Annotated in this window: 15 protein-coding genes and 1 tRNA gene; 9 read left to right on the top strand and 7 right to left on the bottom strand. The window is 43.4% G+C overall.

Features of this window, described 5'->3' with window-relative positions:
* Nucleotides 1-225: 225 nt before the first annotated feature.
* Entirely contained in the window at nt 226-2289 is a 2064-nt protein-coding gene (locus HMPREF0666_RS13910) for a hypothetical protein (RefSeq protein WP_009013000.1), read from the bottom strand.
* Nucleotides 2290-2490: 201 nt separating this feature from the next.
* Entirely contained in the window at nt 2491-3255 is a 765-nt protein-coding gene (locus tag HMPREF0666_RS13905) for a winged helix-turn-helix domain-containing protein (RefSeq protein WP_009012999.1), read from the bottom strand.
* Nucleotides 3256-3467: 212 nt separating this feature from the next.
* On the opposite strand from HMPREF0666_RS13905, the gene HMPREF0666_RS13900 reads away from it, so the two are divergent.
* Nucleotides 3468-3538 (top strand) — tRNA-Gln (locus HMPREF0666_RS13900).
* A gap of 73 nt (nt 3539-3611) precedes the next feature.
* On the top strand, nt 3612-4841 hold the full coding sequence (locus tag HMPREF0666_RS13895) for a glycoside hydrolase family 27 protein (protein WP_009012998.1): 1230 nt from the start codon (nt 3612-3614) through the stop codon (nt 4839-4841).
* Nucleotides 4842-5083: 242 nt separating this feature from the next.
* Here HMPREF0666_RS13895 and HMPREF0666_RS13890 read toward each other — a convergent pair whose 3' ends face one another.
* On the bottom strand, nt 5084-6379 hold the full coding sequence (locus HMPREF0666_RS13890; RefSeq protein WP_042856438.1) for a Fic family protein: 1296 nt from the start codon (nt 6377-6379) through the stop codon (nt 5084-5086).
* A 371-nt stretch (nt 6380-6750) separates the two neighbouring features.
* Between HMPREF0666_RS13890 and metK the strand changes: the two genes are divergently transcribed.
* From metK to HMPREF0666_RS13855, 7 genes are all read left to right on the top strand, one after another.
* Complete coding sequence (gene metK / locus HMPREF0666_RS13885) at nt 6751-8043, top strand: methionine adenosyltransferase (protein WP_009012995.1); 1293 nt, start codon at nt 6751-6753, stop codon at nt 8041-8043.
* Nucleotides 8044-8049: 6 nt separating this feature from the next.
* Nucleotides 8050-8982 carry a DUF4271 domain-containing protein gene (locus HMPREF0666_RS13880; RefSeq protein WP_009012994.1) on the top strand — a complete coding sequence of 311 codons (933 nt, stop codon included), beginning with the start codon at nt 8050-8052 and terminating at the stop codon, nt 8980-8982.
* A 6-nt stretch (nt 8983-8988) separates the two neighbouring features.
* Entirely contained in the window at nt 8989-9744 is a 756-nt protein-coding gene (locus tag HMPREF0666_RS13875; RefSeq protein WP_009012993.1) for a uroporphyrinogen-III synthase, read from the top strand.
* 83 nt (nt 9745-9827) lie between these two features.
* Nucleotides 9828-10253, top strand: coding sequence for a ribonuclease P protein component (gene rnpA / locus HMPREF0666_RS13870; protein WP_009012992.1), 426 nt, complete (start codon nt 9828-9830; stop codon nt 10251-10253).
* A 131-nt stretch (nt 10254-10384) separates the two neighbouring features.
* Complete coding sequence (gene yidD, locus HMPREF0666_RS13865) at nt 10385-10684, top strand: membrane protein insertion efficiency factor YidD (RefSeq protein WP_009012991.1); 300 nt, start codon at nt 10385-10387, stop codon at nt 10682-10684.
* A 105-nt stretch (nt 10685-10789) separates the two neighbouring features.
* On the top strand, nt 10790-12088 hold the full coding sequence (tyrS, locus tag HMPREF0666_RS13860) for a tyrosine--tRNA ligase (protein WP_009012990.1): 1299 nt from the start codon (nt 10790-10792) through the stop codon (nt 12086-12088).
* Nucleotides 12089-12216: 128 nt separating this feature from the next.
* Nucleotides 12217-13467 carry a clostripain-related cysteine peptidase gene (locus HMPREF0666_RS13855; RefSeq protein ID WP_009012989.1) on the top strand — a complete coding sequence of 417 codons (1251 nt, stop codon included), beginning with the start codon at nt 12217-12219 and terminating at the stop codon, nt 13465-13467.
* 53 nt (nt 13468-13520) lie between these two features.
* Here the strand turns inward: HMPREF0666_RS13855 and HMPREF0666_RS13850 are convergent, their stop codons facing one another.
* The 4 genes from HMPREF0666_RS13850 to xerA all read right to left on the bottom strand — a co-directional run bounded on the left by HMPREF0666_RS13850 (nt 13521) and on the right by xerA (nt 20253).
* Nucleotides 13521-14471, bottom strand: a complete 951-nt coding sequence (locus tag HMPREF0666_RS13850; RefSeq protein ID WP_009012988.1) for an FMN-dependent dehydrogenase — start codon at nt 14469-14471, stop codon at nt 13521-13523.
* Between the two features lie 283 nt (nt 14472-14754).
* Entirely contained in the window at nt 14755-15690 is a 936-nt protein-coding gene (locus HMPREF0666_RS13845; RefSeq protein WP_009012987.1) for an AEC family transporter, read from the bottom strand.
* Between the two features lie 688 nt (nt 15691-16378).
* On the bottom strand, nt 16379-19195 hold the full coding sequence (locus HMPREF0666_RS13835; protein ID WP_009012985.1) for a pitrilysin family protein: 2817 nt from the start codon (nt 19193-19195) through the stop codon (nt 16379-16381).
* A 113-nt stretch (nt 19196-19308) separates the two neighbouring features.
* Nucleotides 19309-20253, bottom strand: coding sequence for a site-specific tyrosine recombinase/integron integrase (gene xerA / locus HMPREF0666_RS13830; protein ID WP_009012984.1), 945 nt, complete (start codon nt 20251-20253; stop codon nt 19309-19311).
* Nucleotides 20254-20264 lie beyond the last annotated feature (11 nt).

Below are 20264 nucleotides of genomic sequence, written 5' to 3'. Positions count from 1 at the left end.
TTATTATCATGAAAAAAAATATTTTTCTTCATGAAAATAAATTCTTTCTTACGTGAAAATAATTTGGAAATAACATCTTTCTGGCTCGCTGAACACAATCAACAAGATGATTGACTACCCATAAAAAGAAAGGGGAAAGCTCCCTTTTCAATCCCTTCCGATAATAAATCAAAGGACAGAAAAGCGAACTTTCCCCTACTATCACAGACGAATAATATCATTACCCTACATGATTCCCGTCTGTTTATACCCTTCGTTCTGTACTTTCTTCTCTATTTCTTTATAACTCTTACCCCTTGACAGCTTCCAACTAAACTTTAGCGTTATCATATTACCCAAGTCTCTGCTGCGATAAATATACTCTTTATGGAGGTTTTCATTCAGTACTTTACCACGCTGTATAGCGGGATGTTGCTGGAAAGGATGCTGCATAAAGAGCGACAGACTACACCTACTCCACCTGTAACTAACCCCAAAATAGACTGCTGGACCATTCCTTCCCTCATGCTCTCCTTCAACAAATTTCCAGCCATTATCGGCATATCCCGTGAGTGTCCAGCGTCCAAGATAAGCTTCAACATTACCTCCATAGTTGTAACTCGTTAGGTAATGACAATACAGACTACTCACATTAAAGAAACGAAAGACACCTCCAAAAAGTGTTACAGACAGCCGTTCGGGTACGACATCATACCGCACATAGTTTTGATTAGCTATCATCATGATATTACCGACATTCTGTTGCGAATAAAGGAACTCATCCGTCGGAGTACGTTCATACACACTCATATTGCTCCCAAGGTCACGTCGGTACTCTATATTTGCCCCACAGCTAATGCGACTACCATTATAACTTATATCAAAAATATTCTTTATGACCCTTGAAGGTTGCAGATTAGGGTTACCAACCTTCCATTCACGACTGTTCTCTCTGATTTTTGCATCGCTCACCATAGCGTATGAAGACACACGACGATAGGTTTCAAAGGTGTAACGAGCATTTAATCCTGTCAAAATCTCGTAATTCAACGTGAGTTTTGGACGGAAAGTCCAATAGTTAAAGCTATAGTTTTCTTGCGAATAGGTCTTATTAGCAAGCCCTACACCTGCCGAATAGCCTATTCGTTTCCACCGTCCTTTCACCTCAGAGAATAGATAAAGTTCTCCTCTCCGCATCTTGTTAAGAGCAGAGACATCGCCAGTATATTCATTATTCGTAAACGACACCGAGTGTTCCAAACCTGCAGAAAGGGTGAAAGGCTTGAGTTTATTCTCATAAATAGCTTCACTCAGCAACGACCATGTACGACCGTTTACATCATACGCATAGGCTCCTCCTTCCCCGTTATACCCTTGTTTATCCGTATATATACTTGCCCCAACAACGTTAGCCGTAATGTTCTGATGCTTACCAAGCTGATGGAAGAAATAGAGATCAAGCGTAGGAGAGAAGCTACTGGCCACATCTATTGTGCGAAAAGCCTGTTCTCTCACTCCGTCTCGATATGTGTAATCAGCATAATTACCGGGTGTGTTGCTACCGTCCGTTGATAGACTCGCTTGAAAGACATAGGTAGCCGAGTCTGCAAGACAGTATTTTATCTCAAATTGATTACCAAAGTGACGACTCCTACCAGCGGTCTGATTGCGTGAAACAAGATAATGACTACCATTATTCAAAGTATAGTCGGCCGTCTCTAAAGACCGTAAACCACGATGGTCATTATATAAGAAATTATAGGTCAAAGACAGTTCTGAATGTTTGTGATTGACCTTTGCATAGACCGTATTATCGCCATTCAGTGTTGTAACAGCGTTCGACAAATCAGCTCCAAGCACATAACCAGTCGTGTTACGTCTTGTCTGAATGTCAATAACATAGCCTATTCCTTCACCATATCTAACCCCCGGATTATCGATGAAATCGATGTTTTTCACAAGTTTTGGGTCCAATGACAGTAGGTCTTCTTTGCTTGCTAAGGTTCCATTCAGTCTGATTTGCACACTACCATCATTCATCAAAGGGGTGACAGTACGCATCACCTCGTCTACTCTAAGGCGTGGAAGCGACAGCTTAGCAAGCAGACTATACCCGTCTGTTGACGCTTCTCGTTGTGCAGCAGACGGTATAATCAACAGTCCATCAACCTTTTTCGTCACTCGTGCAGCCTCAACCGTCACCTCTTTCATCACTACACTCTTCGCTTTCTCACCGTTCTCTTTCTCGTTCTGTGCCCCAATAGGCAGTGCAAGAAAGCATAATGACAACATCCATAAACCTTTTCTCATAGTCTTTGTTTTTTGCTACAAAGATAGAGTTCAGCTCCTATTAGGACAAAAAAGGACACTGACAATTAGCTGACATTAGCTAATTGAGGGTCGACAGACAAGTAGAAAGCACAACTGAACCTACCTAACAAGAACTTGCCAAGCATAATACTCCTATAAAATAAGCTTAAGATTTATAAAGCAAAAGGGACATTCTTTCCATTAAGAAAGACAGTCCTTCTCTTTCTTTGAGGCCAAATCAGAAGTAAGTCGGTAGCCATCTCCCCTATCAGCAACAATCTTTAATCCGCAACGCTCGCTGACTATAGGTTTAAGACGACGGATAAGTGTGTAAAGAGTCTCGCTTGCGTCGGGTTTCTTAGGCCAAAGAGTTTCACAGATAAAAGCCTTTGTCAACTTGCGATTAGACGCATTGATAAATAGCTCCATCAGCTGTTGTTGCATTGGCGTAAAGGCTATCCTCTCTCCATGACAGTCACGGAAACTACGATCGGAAGCGGCATACACCATCTTTCCCAACACCAACCGACCTGCTTGATGACGACGAAGATAAACGATAGACACCGCCATCCAGCCCAATGATAACATCAAGAAGGCAAACGACAAACGCTGGTCTGACAAGCCCCACACCGTTGCAAAGGAACAATCAGCATAACTCTGAACCCTCAGCGAACGACTGCCAGACCGCCACTTCATCTGTCTACTGCAAAGCGAATGGGCGTCTTCACCCAAAGCATACGACACAACCGAGCGACGTCTTAGGGCAGCTATCTGCAAATGTTGGCGATAGTTTTCTATCGTGTCTGGCGTTATCCACGCCTCACGCTTCTGTGCAAGAGTCTTCGACAAAGCCTGATTCATGTCTTGCACTATTGCTGTTTCTGCACAGTGATAACCGTCAACACTTGCCCACACTGCCGAGCAAATGAGAAATAAGAATACAACAACTGCCGATATAGGTTTCATAGGCTTATATAATAAGAGGTGTAAGAACTGTTTGAGCTATAGCTTGTCACAAAGATAGTATATTCTGTCATGAAATACAAATAAGGGACGAGAAATATAGCGCAAAAGCCATAGAAACACAGCATATTTGCTCTTCAAACAACATTAAGACGCAAAATTATACAGTAAAATTTGGGCATTAACCGAAAAAACATTACCTTTGCACACACGATTGTCCTATGGTGTAATGGTAGCACTACAGTTTTTGGTTCTGTCAGTGGTGGTTCGAATCCGCCTGGGACAACACAGATTATCCGCAGATTCATCATGTTTCTGCGGATTTTTTGGTTTATGCTCATTACTAATTGATAATATTTATGACCTATCAACAAACTAAATTCCGTAGATTGCTATTGTTTTTTGCAGTCGCTCTCCTAACCTCCTTACACACAACAGCGGCTAATCGTGACTCATTAGCACTGACCCCTCCAATGGGTTTCATGACTTGGAACAAATATAAGGAGGATATCAACGAACAACTGATACGACAGATTGCCAACAAGATGGCAGCCGACGGCTATGCAGAAGCAGGATATAAATACATCTTCATAGACGACGCATGGCAGGGAGGACGCGACAAACGTAATAACATCCTACCCGATCCAGAGAAGTTCCCAAGCGGCATGAAGGCCCTTGCCGACTATGTTCACTCAAAAGGTTTACGCCTCGGTATCTACTCAGATGCCGCTTTGCTGACTTGTGCAGGCTATACTGCAAGTTATGGTTTTGAGCAACAAGACGCCAAGACCTTTGCCGAATGGGGGATTGACTACCTTAAATACGACTACTGTCACGCTCCTTCTGACAGCGCTGTTGCCCACGAACGCTATAAAAAGATGGCTGATGCATTGCAGAACTCAGGTCGGAAGATTGTCTTGGGTGTCTGTGAATGGGGACAACTAAACCCTGAGAAGTGGGCACGACAGGCTGGTGGTTCGCTCTGGCGCGTGAGCTTTGACGTGCGAGACATGTGGAAAGACATCGTGAAACAGGGTGGTATGGGTATCATCGACATCATCAACGTGACCGAACCACTTTATAAATACGCAGGCCCAGGACACTGGCTCGACATGGACATGCTCGTCGTTGGCCTCGATGGAAAGGGTGGTCCATCAAGCGATTTGGGTGGTATTGGCTGTACATATACGGAGTATCAAACCCAAATGTCTATGTGGTGTATGTTTGCTTCACCCTTGGCGATGAGCCACGACATCCTTCATGAGAACGAAGAAACACGTCGCATCCTACTCAACAAAGAAATAATAGCTATCAACCAAGACGCACTTGGCGAAGTAGCTCACAGAGTTGACGTCCCAGAACAGTGCCGTGTCTACCTTCGTCAACTAAGTGGTAACCGTCAGGCGCTTGCCATCATGAATCCTTCTGACACTCCTCAGCGCATTCAGTTGCCGCTTTCTATCCTTGGGAACACGAAAGAATACAATTTCAGAGACGTCTGGGAGCATAAAACAACACGCCAACGTAAGACGTGGCAAGGCACCTTACAACCTCACGAAACAAAGGTGTTTACCATTACAACACGATAACTTTCGAATTATTTTCATGAAAAAAAATATTTTTCTTCATGAAAAGAAATCATAGAAGATAAGGATTAAGACTCCCCAAAACCTTGAAAGGCGATATTAAGTGGCTTCACATTTCATGTTATTGACGCTTATTATCGCCTTTCAAAATATGCTACACTCACTTAACTCACCGATAAGATCATCGCACAAACAGCCATTTCGAGCCTCCATAAAACCTATTCCACCCTCGGAAAAGCGACTTATCATCCTCTATTGTTTGCAACCATATATGCGCAGTACTTACTGAGCAAATCGCGCAACGACAGTTCCCCCTTCTCATATCGGTCGGCATCAAGCTTCAACACCCGCTCGTGTATAGGTCTTGCCCCCTTGAATAAAGCGTGGAGATAAGGGATTCCTTTTTCCTCCGTTATGGTCACGTCAGTAAAGAACTGCGTCAAATCCTCTGCGTCATAGACGATAGAATAGCTTGGTCTCTTAGCTCCCGGGACTGTTTCTACGAGTATATTCTTATCGACCAAATCCTGTATATCACGGATAGCAGTATCCTTCGAGCATTTTGCCAACGCCGCCCATGTCTTTGAACTAATCTTAGCTTCATAGCCATCAAGGAAGAGATTGATCACTTGTGTCTGCCGTTCTGTCATGGGAACAGCCGATGCCTTCTGCCAGAAGAAACTCTTGTTTAAGATTGTAGAGACAGCAGAATCGGCTTCATCGAGCGCATCCACCAGTTTCTGCATATACCACACTAACCACTCCGTAATATCTCCATCGCCACGCTGCATACGCTCGAGAATGTCGTAGTAGTGCTTCTTGTCTTTGTTTATCTGTGATGAAATATTATAGAAACGGAACTCACTTTTCTCGCCACGAGCCAAGAGCATGTCTGAAAGAATACGTGCTAATCGTCCGTTTCCATCCTCAAAAGGATGGATACTTACAAACCAAAAATGGGCAATAGCCGAACGGATAACACTACTTACGGGCTCTTCTCTATCAAACCAAGCAAGGAATTGTTGCATCTCAAGCTCAATCCGGTCTGGTGAAGGAGCTATATAGTGAATCTTCTCACGCCCAAACATACCACTGACAATATACTCCTCATTAGTGCGATACTGCCCAACCTCTATCTGACTACCCTCACTATAACCAGAAGGAAAAAACGCTGCCTGCCAAGCACACAGTTTCTCTTTATTAAGAGGTGTGTCATAATGCTGAATAGCTTCGAGCATTACGTTGACAACTGACTCTATGTAGTGGGATGGTGCAGTATATTTTACGTTCTTAATTCCAAGCTTTCTTGCAATAGAAGAGCGCACCTGTTCCACGTTTAAACGAACACCTTCAACCTCGGAAGAATACACGATGTCAGCTGTCAGGTTCTCAGCCATTGCACGAAGTTTGCTATCAAAACCCAACGAGCTCAACCTTCCACAAAGTAAACCTTGTTTACGGAATACCTCTTCTTGAAGTAGTTCCACCTTTGAAATGTCCCAACGAAAGTCAGTCCAATTGTCTCTTTCGTGTATATACATCATCCTCTCTTATCATTTATGCGACGATTTATATCTCATATCGTCGCAGATTATGCGACAAAAATACCTAATTAATACCGAAACTCCAAATATTTTCTCAAATAACGCACCTTTTACAACGTTTTTGAAAAGAAACATCATCACCCCTTTTCACCATCACCCACTAATCATCAACACCCAACACTCAACACCTACCACCCTCCAAAACTAATCATCATCACCTAACACTCAACACCCAACACCCATCAATCGCCCGCCAATAAAGCATAAATCTTACCTATTTATTTTGTTATCCCACTAAGTTGCAGTAACTTTGCAAACTTAAACAGAGAGTTAACAGTAATTTCAAACATAAAATATAAGATAACGATATGGCATATTTGTTTTCATCGGAATCAGTATCTGAGGGTCACCCAGATAAAGTTGCCGACCAGATAAGCGACGCTTTACTCGACCAGTTCTTGGCTTACGACGAGGATGCACGTTGCGCTATAGAAACCTTTAACACCACAGGACAGGTGGTAATCATGGGTGAGGTGAGGTCTAAGGAATATGTTGACCTTCAGACAATAGCCCGTAAGACAATCAACAAGATAGGTTATACAAAAGCAGAGTATCAGTTTGATGGTAACAGCTGTGGAGTTCTCTCCGCTATTCACGAGCAGAGTGATGATATCAATCGTGGTGTTGATAATGGCGACACAGAGAACCAAGGAGCCGGAGACCAAGGTATGATGTTCGGTTACGCATGTAATGAGACAGACAATTACATGCCTGTAACCCTCGACTTAGCACACCTCCTTATGACCACATTAGCCGACATCCGTAAGGAAGGTAAGCACATGACCTACCTTCGTCCAGACTCAAAGAGTCAGGTGACAGTGGAGTATAGTGATGATAACATCCCTCAGCGCATTGACACAATCGTCGTTTCTACACAGCACGACGACTTTATTCAGCCAGCAGACAACTCACGTGAGGCACAGTTGAAGGCCGATAAAGAGATGGTAGAACAGATTCACAAAGACGTACTTGAGATTCTCATGCCACGTGTGAAAGCACAGATTAAATCAGAGAAAGTACTGGCTTTGTTCAATGATGATATAAAGTATCTTGTCAACCCAACTGGTAAGTTCGTGATTGGTGGACCTCATGGCGACACGGGTCTGACTGGTCGTAAGATTATTGTAGACACTTACGGTGGTAAAGGTGGCCATGGTGGTGGTGCCTTCTCAGGCAAGGACTCAAGTAAGGTAGACCGCTCAGCAGCTTACATAACACGCTATATCGCTAAGAACATGGTGGCAGCTGGTGTGAGTGATGAGATACTCGTCCAGTTGGCTTACGCCATTGGTGTTGCCGAGCCAGTTAGTGTCTATGTGAATACCTACGGTCGTTCACATGTGAAAGCAACTGATGGTGAGATTGCAGAAAAGGTGAAAGAGCTGTTTGACCTACGTCCAAAGGCTATCGAAAAGACATTGAAACTTCGTCAGCCAATGTATTTAGAGACAGCAGCTTATGGTCACATGGGACGTAAGAACGAGGTTGTCAAAAAAACTTTCGAGAGTCGTTACCATGACGCAAAAACACTTGATGTTGAGCTATTCACATGGGAGAAGCTCGACCGAGTTGATGATATCAAAAAGACCTTCGGACTTTAATAGACAATGCCGACAACTGACTCCATTGTTCGCCCGTCTCTGCTGCTGAAGAAAACATTAGCAGCAGGACAGAAGGCGAATGTTGATTCTGTGGCTAAGGCGAGTCAGACTACTGACTCGTCAGTCTTGTTGCGCCCTAAAAAACAGAAGAGGTTTCAGCTAACGGATTTCAAGTTTGCAGAAGAAGGATACTTCAAAGGTAACAAGTACTTTAAGTTGGGACGTGGAGACGTTCATGCTGATGGTGTGTCGGGTATCCTTGCTCCATACGCAGTAAGCAATGACAATGTTATTGCAGCAATGCTCTTGGGATGCTTTATAATGGCAATGGTGGCCTTCTCTCTATCGAGGAATTTCATTGAACGGCAAGTAAAAAGCTTCTTCCGTGGTAGCCGTAGCAAGGAGTCGGTCGTTGAAGCAAATGAAGAAATACGCTTTCAACCTATCTTAATAGCACAGACCTCACTTTTAGGTAGTATCCTCTATTATTTCTTCGTACGTGATGTAGGGGGCGGTAGACTCTCGAATGACTCACAACTTGGGGCGATAGGATGCTTTTTTGGCGTCTTCCTCGTATATTTCCTATTCAAGTATCTGGTCTATGGGTTCGTTAACTGGGTGTTCTTCGATAGGAAAAATAATGGACAATGGAGGCATACACAAATCTTCTTATACGCTCTTGAAGGGGTCTTGTTATTCCCTATAATACTCTTGCAGGTTTATTTCTCGCTGTCACTCCATGCTGCATTGATTTATACACTAATTGTTATGTTATTTATCAAAATGCTTGCTTTTTATAAGAGTTATACCATCTTTTTTAAAAGAATGGGGGCCAGTCTGCAAATAATTTTGTACTTTTGTGCGCTCGAATTGATGCCGCTGATGGTATTGTGGGGCATTTTGTTCATTACAGATAACTATTTGGTAATAAACTTTTAGGACACGATGATAAAAAAGATCTTGGTTTCTCAGCCAAAGCCGTCAAGCGATAAGTCTCCTTACTACGACATTGAAGAGGACTTAGGAGTTGACTTGGTATTCAGACCATTCTTTAAGGTGGAGGGACTCTCAGCCAAAGAGTTCCGTCAACAGAAGGTAAATATATTGGACTATACGGCTGTAGTGTTTACTTCTCGGCATGCTGTAGACAATTATTTTAACCTTGCAAAGGAGATGCGCATCACTATCCCAGAGGATATGAAGTATTTCTGTGTGATTGAAACGATTGCCCTTTATATCCAGAAGTATGTGCAGTACCGCAAACGTAAGGTGTTCTTCGGTAATACAGGAAAGATAGATAGCCTCATTCCAACAATGACTAAGCACAAGACAGAGAAATATCTCGTTCCACAAAGTTCTGTGCATACGGAGGCACTAAGCGAGTTGTTGGATGCTAATAAGCTCAAGCACAAGGAATGTGTGATGTATCGCACAGTGAGCAATGGCTTAACAGAGGAAGAGGTAAAGAACTTTGATTATGATATGCTTGTCTTCTTCAGTCCAACAGGAGTAAAGGCTCTGAAAGAGAATATCCCCGACTTTGTACAAGGTGATATCAAGATAGCAGCCTTTGGACCTGCTACAGCGAAGGAAGTGGAGGCACAAGGATTGAGACTCGACCTCCAAGCTCCATCTAAAGAGTATCCTTCTATGACAGGGGCATTGCGTGCTTTCTTAGAAGAAGAGAAGAAGAATAAATAGAATAACGGCTTCTGCCTCATCTGAAAGGATGGGGAAGGAGCCGACATCAGTACCGGACATACGGTAAACATAGGCTAACAAGGATGGAAAAACATGAAGAAAGACTGAGGAAAGGAGAACGTCTATGCAGCAAGAAGCTCATAGATACGCTCTTTGGACCTGGTAGAAGTCATGCGATGACAGTATTCCCCTTGAAGGCAGTTTACAGACTAATCGACAGTAAGTCAGAGGTTTCTACATCGCAAGAAACGCTCACGGAGCCTAATGTACAGCTTTTAGTCAGTGTTCCGAAAAAGCATTTTAAGCGTGCCGTAAAGCGTAACAGGGTGAAACGCCAGGTACGTGAAGCCTATCGAAAGCACAAACGTCTTGTCACACAAAGTGTGGACAAACTAACAGATAAGCAGTTGTTGATAGCTTTTATATGGCTTTCAGACGAATTGACGGACTCCGTCACCATCGAACAGCGGGTTTGCAACCTACTTCAAAGAATAGGAGAACGAATATAAAAGGATAGGGAAACAGATATAAAAGGACAAAGGGACAAATATTAAAGGATAGAGAAACAGATATAAAAGAATAGAGAAACGGACACAAAAGGGTAGAGGACCCAATATAAAAGAATAGGAGAACAGATATAATGGATGAGAAGGAGAGAAAAGAGAAAGCCTCATCTGGAGTGCAATGTCAAAATATCTTTGCCAAGCTATGGCGTCTTTTCACACGTGGTTTATCGTGGTTATTAATACTCCCGATACTCTTCTATCGTCAGTTCATATCTCCCTTTACCCCACCCTCCTGTCGTTTCACCCCTACCTGTTCGGAGTATGGCAGACAAGCAATACTCAAGCATGGTCCTTTTAAGGGTTTGGCACTTACGATATGGCGCATATTAAGATGCAATCCATGGGGAGGCAGTGGTTATGACCCAGTTCCCTAACGATGCTAACAACAGAATATTAATACAGAGTAGAGGTTTATGAAGAATGGGCAGAACACCTCTGACCCCTTCACCCCCTCGACTCCTTAAAGTATAAAGATATAGATGAAGAACTTTGTAGAAGAACTCCGTTGGCGTGGTATGCTGGCTCAAATGATGCCAGGTACCGAGGAAATGCTTCAAAAAGAGATGGTTTCAGCTTACTTAGGTACTGACCCTACAGCCGACTCATTGCACATCGGTCACCTTTGTGGCATCATGATGTTGCGCCATTTGCAGCGTTGTGGCCACAAGCCTTACCTCCTCGTGGGTGGAGCCACAGGTATGATTGGCGACCCATCAGGCAAGAGTCAGGAGCGCAACCTACTTGATGCGGAAACACTTTACCATAACCAAGAGGCTATCAAGAGGCAAGTAAGTAAGTTCTTGGACTTTGATGGCAACGAGCCAAACAAGGCTGAGATGGTTAATAACTATGATTGGATGAAGAACTTCACCTTCCTTGATTTCGCTCGATTGGTTGGCAAGCACATCACCGTCAACTACATGATGGCTAAGGACAGTGTGAAGAAGCGCTTGAGTGGCGAGGCTCGCGACGGACTCAGCTTTACTGAGTTCACTTATCAGCTCTTACAGGGTTACGATTTCCTCTATCTTTATGAGAAATTCGGCGTTAAGTTGCAGTTAGGAGGTAATGACCAATGGGGCAACATGACCACTGGTACAGAGCTTATCCGTCGTACCTTAGGTAACGAGACAGAGGCATTTTGCCTCACTTGTCCACTGATTACAAAGGCCGATGGAAAGAAGTTTGGCAAGACAGAAAGCGGTAATATCTGGCTCGATCGCAACCGAACAACACCGTATGCCTTCTATCAGTTCTGGTTGAATGTTAGTGATGATGATGCCGAGAAGTATATTAAGATCTTCACATCTTTGGAGCAGGATGTCATCAACAACCTCATCGAAGAGCATCGTCAAGACCCTGGTCGTCGTACACTTCAGTACCGTCTTGCAGAAGAGGTCACTCGTATGGTACACTCACAGGAAGACCTTGATATGGCCATTGCTGCCTCTAACATCCTCTTTGGTAAGAGCACTAAGGAGAACTTACTGCAGTTAGACGAGCAGACCTTCACCGATGTCTTTAAGGATGTACCCCACTATGAGGTATCAAAGGATGTACTTGGTCAGCCCGCAGTCGAGGTCTTCAATCAGGAAGGTATGCAGATCTTCCCAAGCAAGAGTGAGATGCGTAAGCTCGTAAAGGGCGGTGGTGTATCCCTTAACAAGGAGAAGCTTGCTGCCTTCGACCAGCCAGTAACCTCTGAAGATCTCATCGATGGTAAGTATCTTCTCATCCAGAAGGGTAAGAAGAACTACTCTCTGATTATCGTAAAATAAATATCTACGAACTATCATTACAGCTATGAAAAGCCTTACTACGTCCCTTGTGGCGTCGCAAGGCTTTTTAATTAACCACTTTCCCATGGACTACTAACAAGCAAGACATGGGCTTAAAAAGTTTGATTATGAAGAAACTCGTCCTTTTCTTACAGTTGACAGCCTTCATCCTCTTTGCCTCTTGTAGTGATGAAGACCCTGATCCAGCACCTCAACCACCTGTCATAGAAACAAACACTATCTTTGTTTATATGCCATGGTCAGGTCCCACTAAGAAAGACCCTGGCCTTTATAGCTTCTTCCTCACCAATATACAAGACATAAAGACTGCGATTGTCAACCAAGGTGGACTTGATAACAAGAAGCTCATGATATTTATCTCCACGAAGGTAGATAAGGGTGCACTGATTAATGTTCAGTATAAGAATGGAAGTTGTATAGACGATACTGTGGCCATTTATGACAATACCCAGCCTGGCTTAAGGCTCAATACTGCAGAGTGGATAACAACCCTGTTGAAACGAGTTAAGCAAGAAGCGCCTGCTAACCATTACTCTATGATTGTGGGATGTCACGGTATGGGATGGATACCTGCCAAGCCAAGCACACGTATCAATCGTCCTGCTGCCTCACCTTTCGGACTTAGCCAAAATGCTGGTAAGGCTGGTCCACCAACCCGTTGGTTAGGAGGTAATGCCTATCAGACGAACATCTCAGACTTTGACAAGGGTATAGAGGACTCAGGGATTGGTAAGTTTCAGTACATCCTCTTCGATGACTGTAATATGACGGGTATAGAAGTAGCCTACGAGCTACGCAATGCTACGAACCATATCATTGGTAGTCCAACAGAGATAATGGCGTATGGTATGCCGTACAAGCTCTTGTGGAGCGAACTATCAAAGGTCAACCCAGACTATCACAGTATCTGTACTAACTTCATCAACTTCTATAGTAACTACAAGTATGAGGGTACTCCTTATCCTTATGGAACTATTAGTGTAATCGACTGTTCGCAGGTGGAGGCCATGGTTGACATCATGAGGGAGATAAACGCATCAAGTTCTCTCTCAACAATCACGGAGAGTAACATTCAAAGCATGGATGGTTACACCCCTTCAATATTCTATGATATGGGCGATTACGTGCGTCAGCTCGCACAGAACGACCCTCTGCTATTGGCAAAATTCAACCGTCAACTCGATCGTCTTGTACCTGAAAAAAGACATACAGATGCCTATTATACATCACTTCGGACGGCTGGCTTCAATATAACACCTATCCAGTCGTATTCTGGTATAACGATTTCCGACCCATCAACCAACCAGACAGTGACAAATTCTCTTGGTAGTAACCGTTATTACCAGACTACACATTAATATTAAAATAGCATCTATAGGAATACTAAGCAGTACCTATAGATGCTATTTTCTTAGATATAAAGCACAGACGCATCGAATGAACGGACGTCTTTCACGCAGGTGTACATCATCAGCTCAGAAAGTTCTTCGTTCATTTTCTTTACCTTCTCCTCTACTCCCTCAGCTCCTTGTTGCAGTAAAGGTTTGAGGATACCTCTGCCGACAGCTACGGCGTCAGCCCCTAACGCTAATGCTTTGTAAGCATCATAACCCGTATCAATACCGCAGTCGACGAAGATAGCGATTCCACTTCCCGCTAAGCTTGCCTTTATCTTAGGCAGAACCATTAGTGGCGCAATGCCGAAAGGTATTCTACCATGGTGATGAGAGACAACAATTCCAGCACAACCTGCCTCCTTACACTTCATGGCGTCTTGCACAGACAACACCCCTTTGGCTACGAAGGGTACGTTACCAGCGGCCTTCACATACTCTTTTAAATCGGAGAGCATGACCGGCCCGAGTGGAATACCGTCTACAACGTCATATCGTCCGTCTGTTCCTGGGACATGGTCGATGTCTACACCAACAGCTATCGCACCTTGTTCGATAGCAAACCGAATCTCATCTAAAATAATACTATGGTCAGCGAACGGTTTAATAATTCTCACTGTCCGTGCCCCTTCAGCTGCAATTTCTGCATACTCGTCGTTGGGTTCCATACCAACCCAGTTCACTGTCTTTAGCTTCTTGGCTGCACGAGCATACTCTAACATCGGTTTCTTACCATCTTTCAACACCTTATTCAAATGTGAGAAGGCTGGCATCATAATCGGTGAGTCGAACTCTTCACCGAAGATGACCGTCTTCAATGATGGTTCGATGGCATCAATAACACGCATCTCAACATGGATAGAATCCAAGTAGTTGCGATTAAACACATTAGCATCATCAGCTTTGCCACTTGTTACGGGTATCATTCCCGCCGGTCCTGGCCATGGACTCTTTACATTATCATTCATATTCTTTTAATTTAGGAGTTAAGGAGTGAGAGGGAGTTGAAAGGAGTTAAGACAAATGTTACAATGTCTCAAATCTAATGTTTGGATTTACAAAAACTATTATCTTAACTCCTTTCAACTCCCTTTTGCTCCTTCACTCCTTTATATTATATTAATACAAAACTATTGTCTTAACTCCTTTCACTCCTTAACTCCATTATTTTATATTACTATTAAAACTATTGTCTTAACTCCTTTCAACTCCCTTTCACTCCTTAACTCCTAAGTAGTTCACTCCTTAAATTTATATCAATAGCAATGTTATCAACGTATATACTATCATCGCCACAAGGATGAAGATAGAGATAAAAGCCGACATAAAACTTTTGTCATCCTCATCGTTACAAAGACTTTCTATCTGTAGCGGGACTGGGAAACCTGTTGGACAAGCAAAGTAAAGGAGTACGCCAACGAAAAATATCTTCACCTTCATCAATCCAGGGAACAAGAGTAAAAAGCCTACCACAATAGTGCCACACAACATTAGGCGCACCAGTGTCAATGTCAATAGCGGTTTAAGCTGCCCCGTTCGTAAGTGGAAACCGTAGCCGAGGGTGAAGAGGATTATGCTTGCAATAGGTGACATCGCCATATCCATCGTACCATCATATATATTGTTTAAGCCATTCTCCGCCAGCCATTGGTATAAGCCCAACAGATTAACTACGATACCAACGACAACAGCTATGATGAAGGGAGCACTAATAATCCGCTTTGCCAATGGTAGAAAAGACACGTCTCTTGACGTTTGACGCATGATGAGCGCCGGAACAAGTCCAAAGTTGATGAGGATTCCAGCCACATCAAAGGTGATAATGTTCACTGCATGTTTTGCTCCTACAAGTGCTATATAAAGTGGTAGGGCAACACTTCCACCCTCGCAGGTCATCAGTAAGAATGGTGCCAAACGGACATAACGTCCACTGATAGGGTTAGCTATGCTCTTTCCTATCAGATAGACAAGAATCCAAGCGGCATCTAAGAAGAGTATTTCATATATGAAATTCGTAGACAGCTCGGCCTTCACAAGAACGTGAAAGACCAACAACGGGAATAGAATATTAAACACCAACGACTTCGCTCCTTCGTTCTGTTCAGCCGTCACCCACCCTCTTCTGTGACTTAACCAGCCGAGAAACATCATAAAGAAGACAGGGAAAAGTATTTCGATAGCTTTCATCTATTTGTCGTTTATTATCCTTTTTGTATTTGTTACAATGCACAAATATAGATAAAAAGCATGATACTACCAAACGAAACAGTGCTTTAAGCGAAATTATAGATTGTCTTCACGAATAGTCTGTATTCTCTTTTTCTATTTAGTGTGGTAGGATTAGCCTTATTTGGGCTTATTAGTCAAATAAGCTATTTAGTCCCCTCAAGACTATTGGGCACTATATTATTAGCCTTATTTAGGCCTATTAGGCCAATAAGCCATATAGCCCCAAGACCATTAAGCATCATCTTATTAGCCTTATTTGGGCCTATTAGGCCAATAAGCCATATAGCCCCAAGACCATTAAGCATCATCTTATTAGCCTTATTGGGGCCTATTAGGCCAATAAGCCATATAGCCCCAAGACCATTAAGCACTATCTTATTAAGCCTTATTGGGGCCTATTAGGCCAATAAGGCATAGCCCTTTAACACCTAAGAAAGCCCTCACCTCCTATCCTCCACTCTCCCAATTGATAGAAGGAAAGTCCCCCTCATTGATTTATTTTCATGAAAAAAATATTTCCTTTCATGAAAAAAAATATTTTTCTTCATGAAAAGAAATACTTATTGTCGTGTAAATAATTCGTAATCGACTGTTAGATGCATGGAAAAAGACAAGAGACTGTCCTTCTCCACACGCCCAGCTCGTATTATTTCGCAGGTGTCATAACAACCTCAGCATGGTTGCCAGCAGCCAAGAACTGCTTCAGATAAGCTGCAAGCTTAGCTGGGGTGATTGCCTCAACAGTCTTCTTATAGTTGGTATGGAAGTCTACACCTGACCAGATATAGTTGTCGAGAATACCCATCCAATAATTGTTAGTCTTAGCAGAAAGTTCTGCATCCTTAAGCATGAAGTCCTTTACCTTCTGCACCTTATCGGCATCCATCTTCACTGTATTATCCTTTATACCCTCAGCAAGAAGCTTCAGAGCGAGGTCGGACTTAGCTGGATCCATTGGACAATATGCTTGAATGACGGCAGTAGACTTATTGCCAAGACGACGCAAAGAGCCGCCTGCGCTTACAGAGTAAGCCGCACTGGCATCCTCACGAATACTCTTCAAGTAAACCATAGAAAGCACTTGACCTGTAGCACTGGTAAGAATTTCGTTCTCAAGGGTGTAAGCCATTGGCGCATGCCAAAACTCAAAGGCAATCGCCTTTGGTGTTTCAGACTTACGAGTGAACTTATTTACCGCCTGACCTGCTACATAACTTGGAACTTCCTTCCAGTTCTCAGCCTTGCCCTTAGGCAGACATGCAATGTACTTCTCAATCAATGGGCGGAGTGTAGCCTCATCAAAGTTACCTACGAAGTAGTAAACAAACTGACCAGGATTAGCAAAACGCTCCTTCCAAATCTGTAAGATACGGTCGTAATTAACGTTCTTCAAGGTGTTCAACGTCGTTGGGGCAAAGCGCGCTTCATGACCATAACTAGTGTTGCTAAGCGAATCACCAAAGACACTCTCTGGTGAGAGATCCTTGTTCTTGAGTGATAACTCCATTTGTGCCATCATTGCTTTGTATGAAGCCTCATCCTTTGCAACATTCGTTAAGTTGAGGTAAAGCAACTGCATCATCGTCTCAATGTCCTTTGGAACACACGAACCAGCTAATGTCTGATAGTAGTTTGACAAGCCGCAGCCTACAAAAGCCTGCTTACCAGAGAGTGCCTTCTGTAATTCCTGACGTGAGAAATTACCCAAACCACTATAACCGATGATAGCATTAAAGAGTTGTAAGTTACTAAAGTCAGCCTTACCATAGAGTCCCTTACCGCCCTTCGCAGAAGCTTGGAACTGAATTTCATTGTCCTTGAAGTCGGTCTTCTTCAGAATGACACGTGCTCCATTGCTCAATGTCAGTTCCTTAAAACCAAGCACTTTGTTCTCCTTCTCGCTAACAATCTTACCAGCCTTAGGTAGCTTCTTCTCGTCGAGTAGTGGCTCCTGCTTTACATTGTCAACATATGGTTCAATCTTCTCAGCACGTACAGCATTGATAGTCTGTGCCATCTGAGCCTCTGTTGGGTAAGTAGCACCCGCTTTATCCTGTGCAAAGATATATGCAACGAAGTTGCTGTCCTTGTCGGTAATGAGCTCCTGCGCATACTTATTGATAACATCAACATTCAATGCAGGCATCTCAATAAGCTGCTTCATAATCTGATAATCGTCCTCCTTGCTTGGGATAGGTTCGTTAGAAAGATAGTGATCACGAAGTTCATCACCATACTGAGCGTTCTTCACCTTGTTACGATTAACGTAAGCAGACTCCAACTGAGAGAGGTATTCAGCCTTCATACGGTCGTATTCGCCTGCAGTAAAACCATAAAGACGAACGCGCTGTGCTTCACGATAGATAGCAGCAAGAGCTTGGAGGTCCTTTCCTTCCTTAGCATCTGCAGCCATACTGAAGGCAGCCTTTGGTTTTGAAAGCATGTAGTCGCCATCCTCAGAATAAGCACCAGTGAAAGGACAGTCGGCTTTCTGTGCCAATTCAGCGAGTCGCTGATTGAGCATCATAGTGATGATGTTCTTTGCATAAGAGTCAACATAGTAGTACATATCGCCCTTCTGTGCGTCAGGGAAGGCGTCATGCTTCATGCTGAAACCTACCTGGCTGTAAGGCAACTCCTTGTCCTTACCAAACACGTAAATAGCATCCTTCGTGTCAGGCACAGCTTCTTCTACAACCTGTGCTGCATTAGCAGGAACAGTAGAGTTAGCCCAAAGCTTCTTAATCTCGTTCTCGGTATGGTCTACATCGACATCACCAACAACGATGATACACTGGTTGTCTGGACGATACCATTTCTTATAATAGTCGCGAAGGTCCTGATAAGGGAACTTATCGACAATGCTCATCAAGCCAATTGGCATACGATGACCATACTTAGAGTTAGGATAAAACTTCGGTAACACGTCATCGTAGATACGCATTACTGGTGAACGGCGTAGCTGCCACTCCTGATGAATAACGCCACGCTCCTTATCTATCTCCTTATCAGCCAATGTCAAGCCATTTGACCAGTCCTTAAGAATCAACAGACAAGAGTCGAGTGCTGTCTGACGAGCTGTAGGCACGTCACAAATACGATAGACCGTCTGGTCGATACTGGTGTAAGCATTCAAGTTACTACCGAACTGCACACCGAGTGAACGGGTGAATTCGAGGAGCGTAGAGTCAGGGAAATGCTCTGAGCCATTGAATGCCATGTGCTCAAGGAAGTGTGCCAAACCACGCTGTTTGTCGTTTTCTTGAATAGAACCCACACGCTGCGCAATGTAAAAGTTGGCTACATGCTCTGGCCATTCATTGTGAAGGATGTAGTAAGTTAAGCCATTGCTGAGCTTACCTTGTCTTACATTCTTATTCACAGGGATAGGCCCCATCTGCTGAGCAGAGGCCAAACCAGTGACAAAAAGTAAGACGATTAAGAATAAATGTTTGACTTTCATCTTAAACGTTGTTTGTAATTTAATATTAGTTTAATGGCACAAAGATACATAAAAATCCGTTACGCAATTCGATTTTATCCTTTTTTTTACATGTTGATGGGCATCAATAAAGATTATTCTGATAGTAAGTCGGATTGTTGACGCTCATCATACTGGATATTACGGGGGTGATGTTCGAGAATTTCCTGTCGTAGTGTAGAGGTGTCTATATGCGTATAAATCTCTGTTGTACCGATACTTTCGTGTCCTAACATAGCCTGTATGGCACGTAGGTCGGCACCGCCTTCGAGCAAGGAGGTGGCGAAGGAGTGGCGAAGGGTGTGGGGGGAGATTGTCTTCTTGATACCTGCTTCGAGCGCATAGCGCTTTATCATGATAAGTATCATCGTACGTGTAAGATGGTGACCACGCCGATTAAGGAAGACATAATCCTCTTCTCCAGGCTTAATCTTCATCTCGTTACGGTCAGCAAACCAGCAGTTTAACTCGTCTAAGGCTCGTGGTGAGATCGGGACTAAGCGTTCCTTCGACCCTTTACCCATCACTCTTATATACTGTTCATCGACATATAGATTGGATAACTTTAGGTTTGTTAGTTCTGAAACACGTAGTCCACAAGAGAACAAGACCTCGATAATGGCACGATTGCGGTGTCCCTCCCACTTCGTCAGGTCTATTGCCTGCTCTAAAAGGTCGACTTCTGCCGTGGAGAGCACCTCTGGTAAGTGGTCAGGCTGCTTGGGCGACTCTAATAACTCAGTCGGGTCTACTTCCAAATAACCATCAACAACAAGGAAGCGGTAGAACTGTCGCACCCCACTAAGGATACGTGCCAACGAGCGAGGACCAATGCCAAGGTCGGAGATAAAGGCTGCGAAATGTTCTAAATCTTCTAATTTCACATCTAACACATCGACCTGCTCTATGGCAAGATAGCGTAAGAGCTTATCCACATCACGCAGATAAGCATCCAACGTATTCGCCGAATAGCCTTTCTCTAACTTCAGATAACGGCGGTAACGACCTACAATATCTTTTGAATTCTTGCCTGTTTCCATTTAATTTCTTA

The organism is Prevotella sp. C561 (genome assembly GCF_000224595.1).
GTDB lineage: Bacteria > Bacteroidota > Bacteroidia > Bacteroidales > Bacteroidaceae > Prevotella > Prevotella jejuni.
The sequence above is the reverse complement of the archived record's forward strand: the minus strand, read 5'-3'. Positions and strand labels throughout refer to the sequence as shown.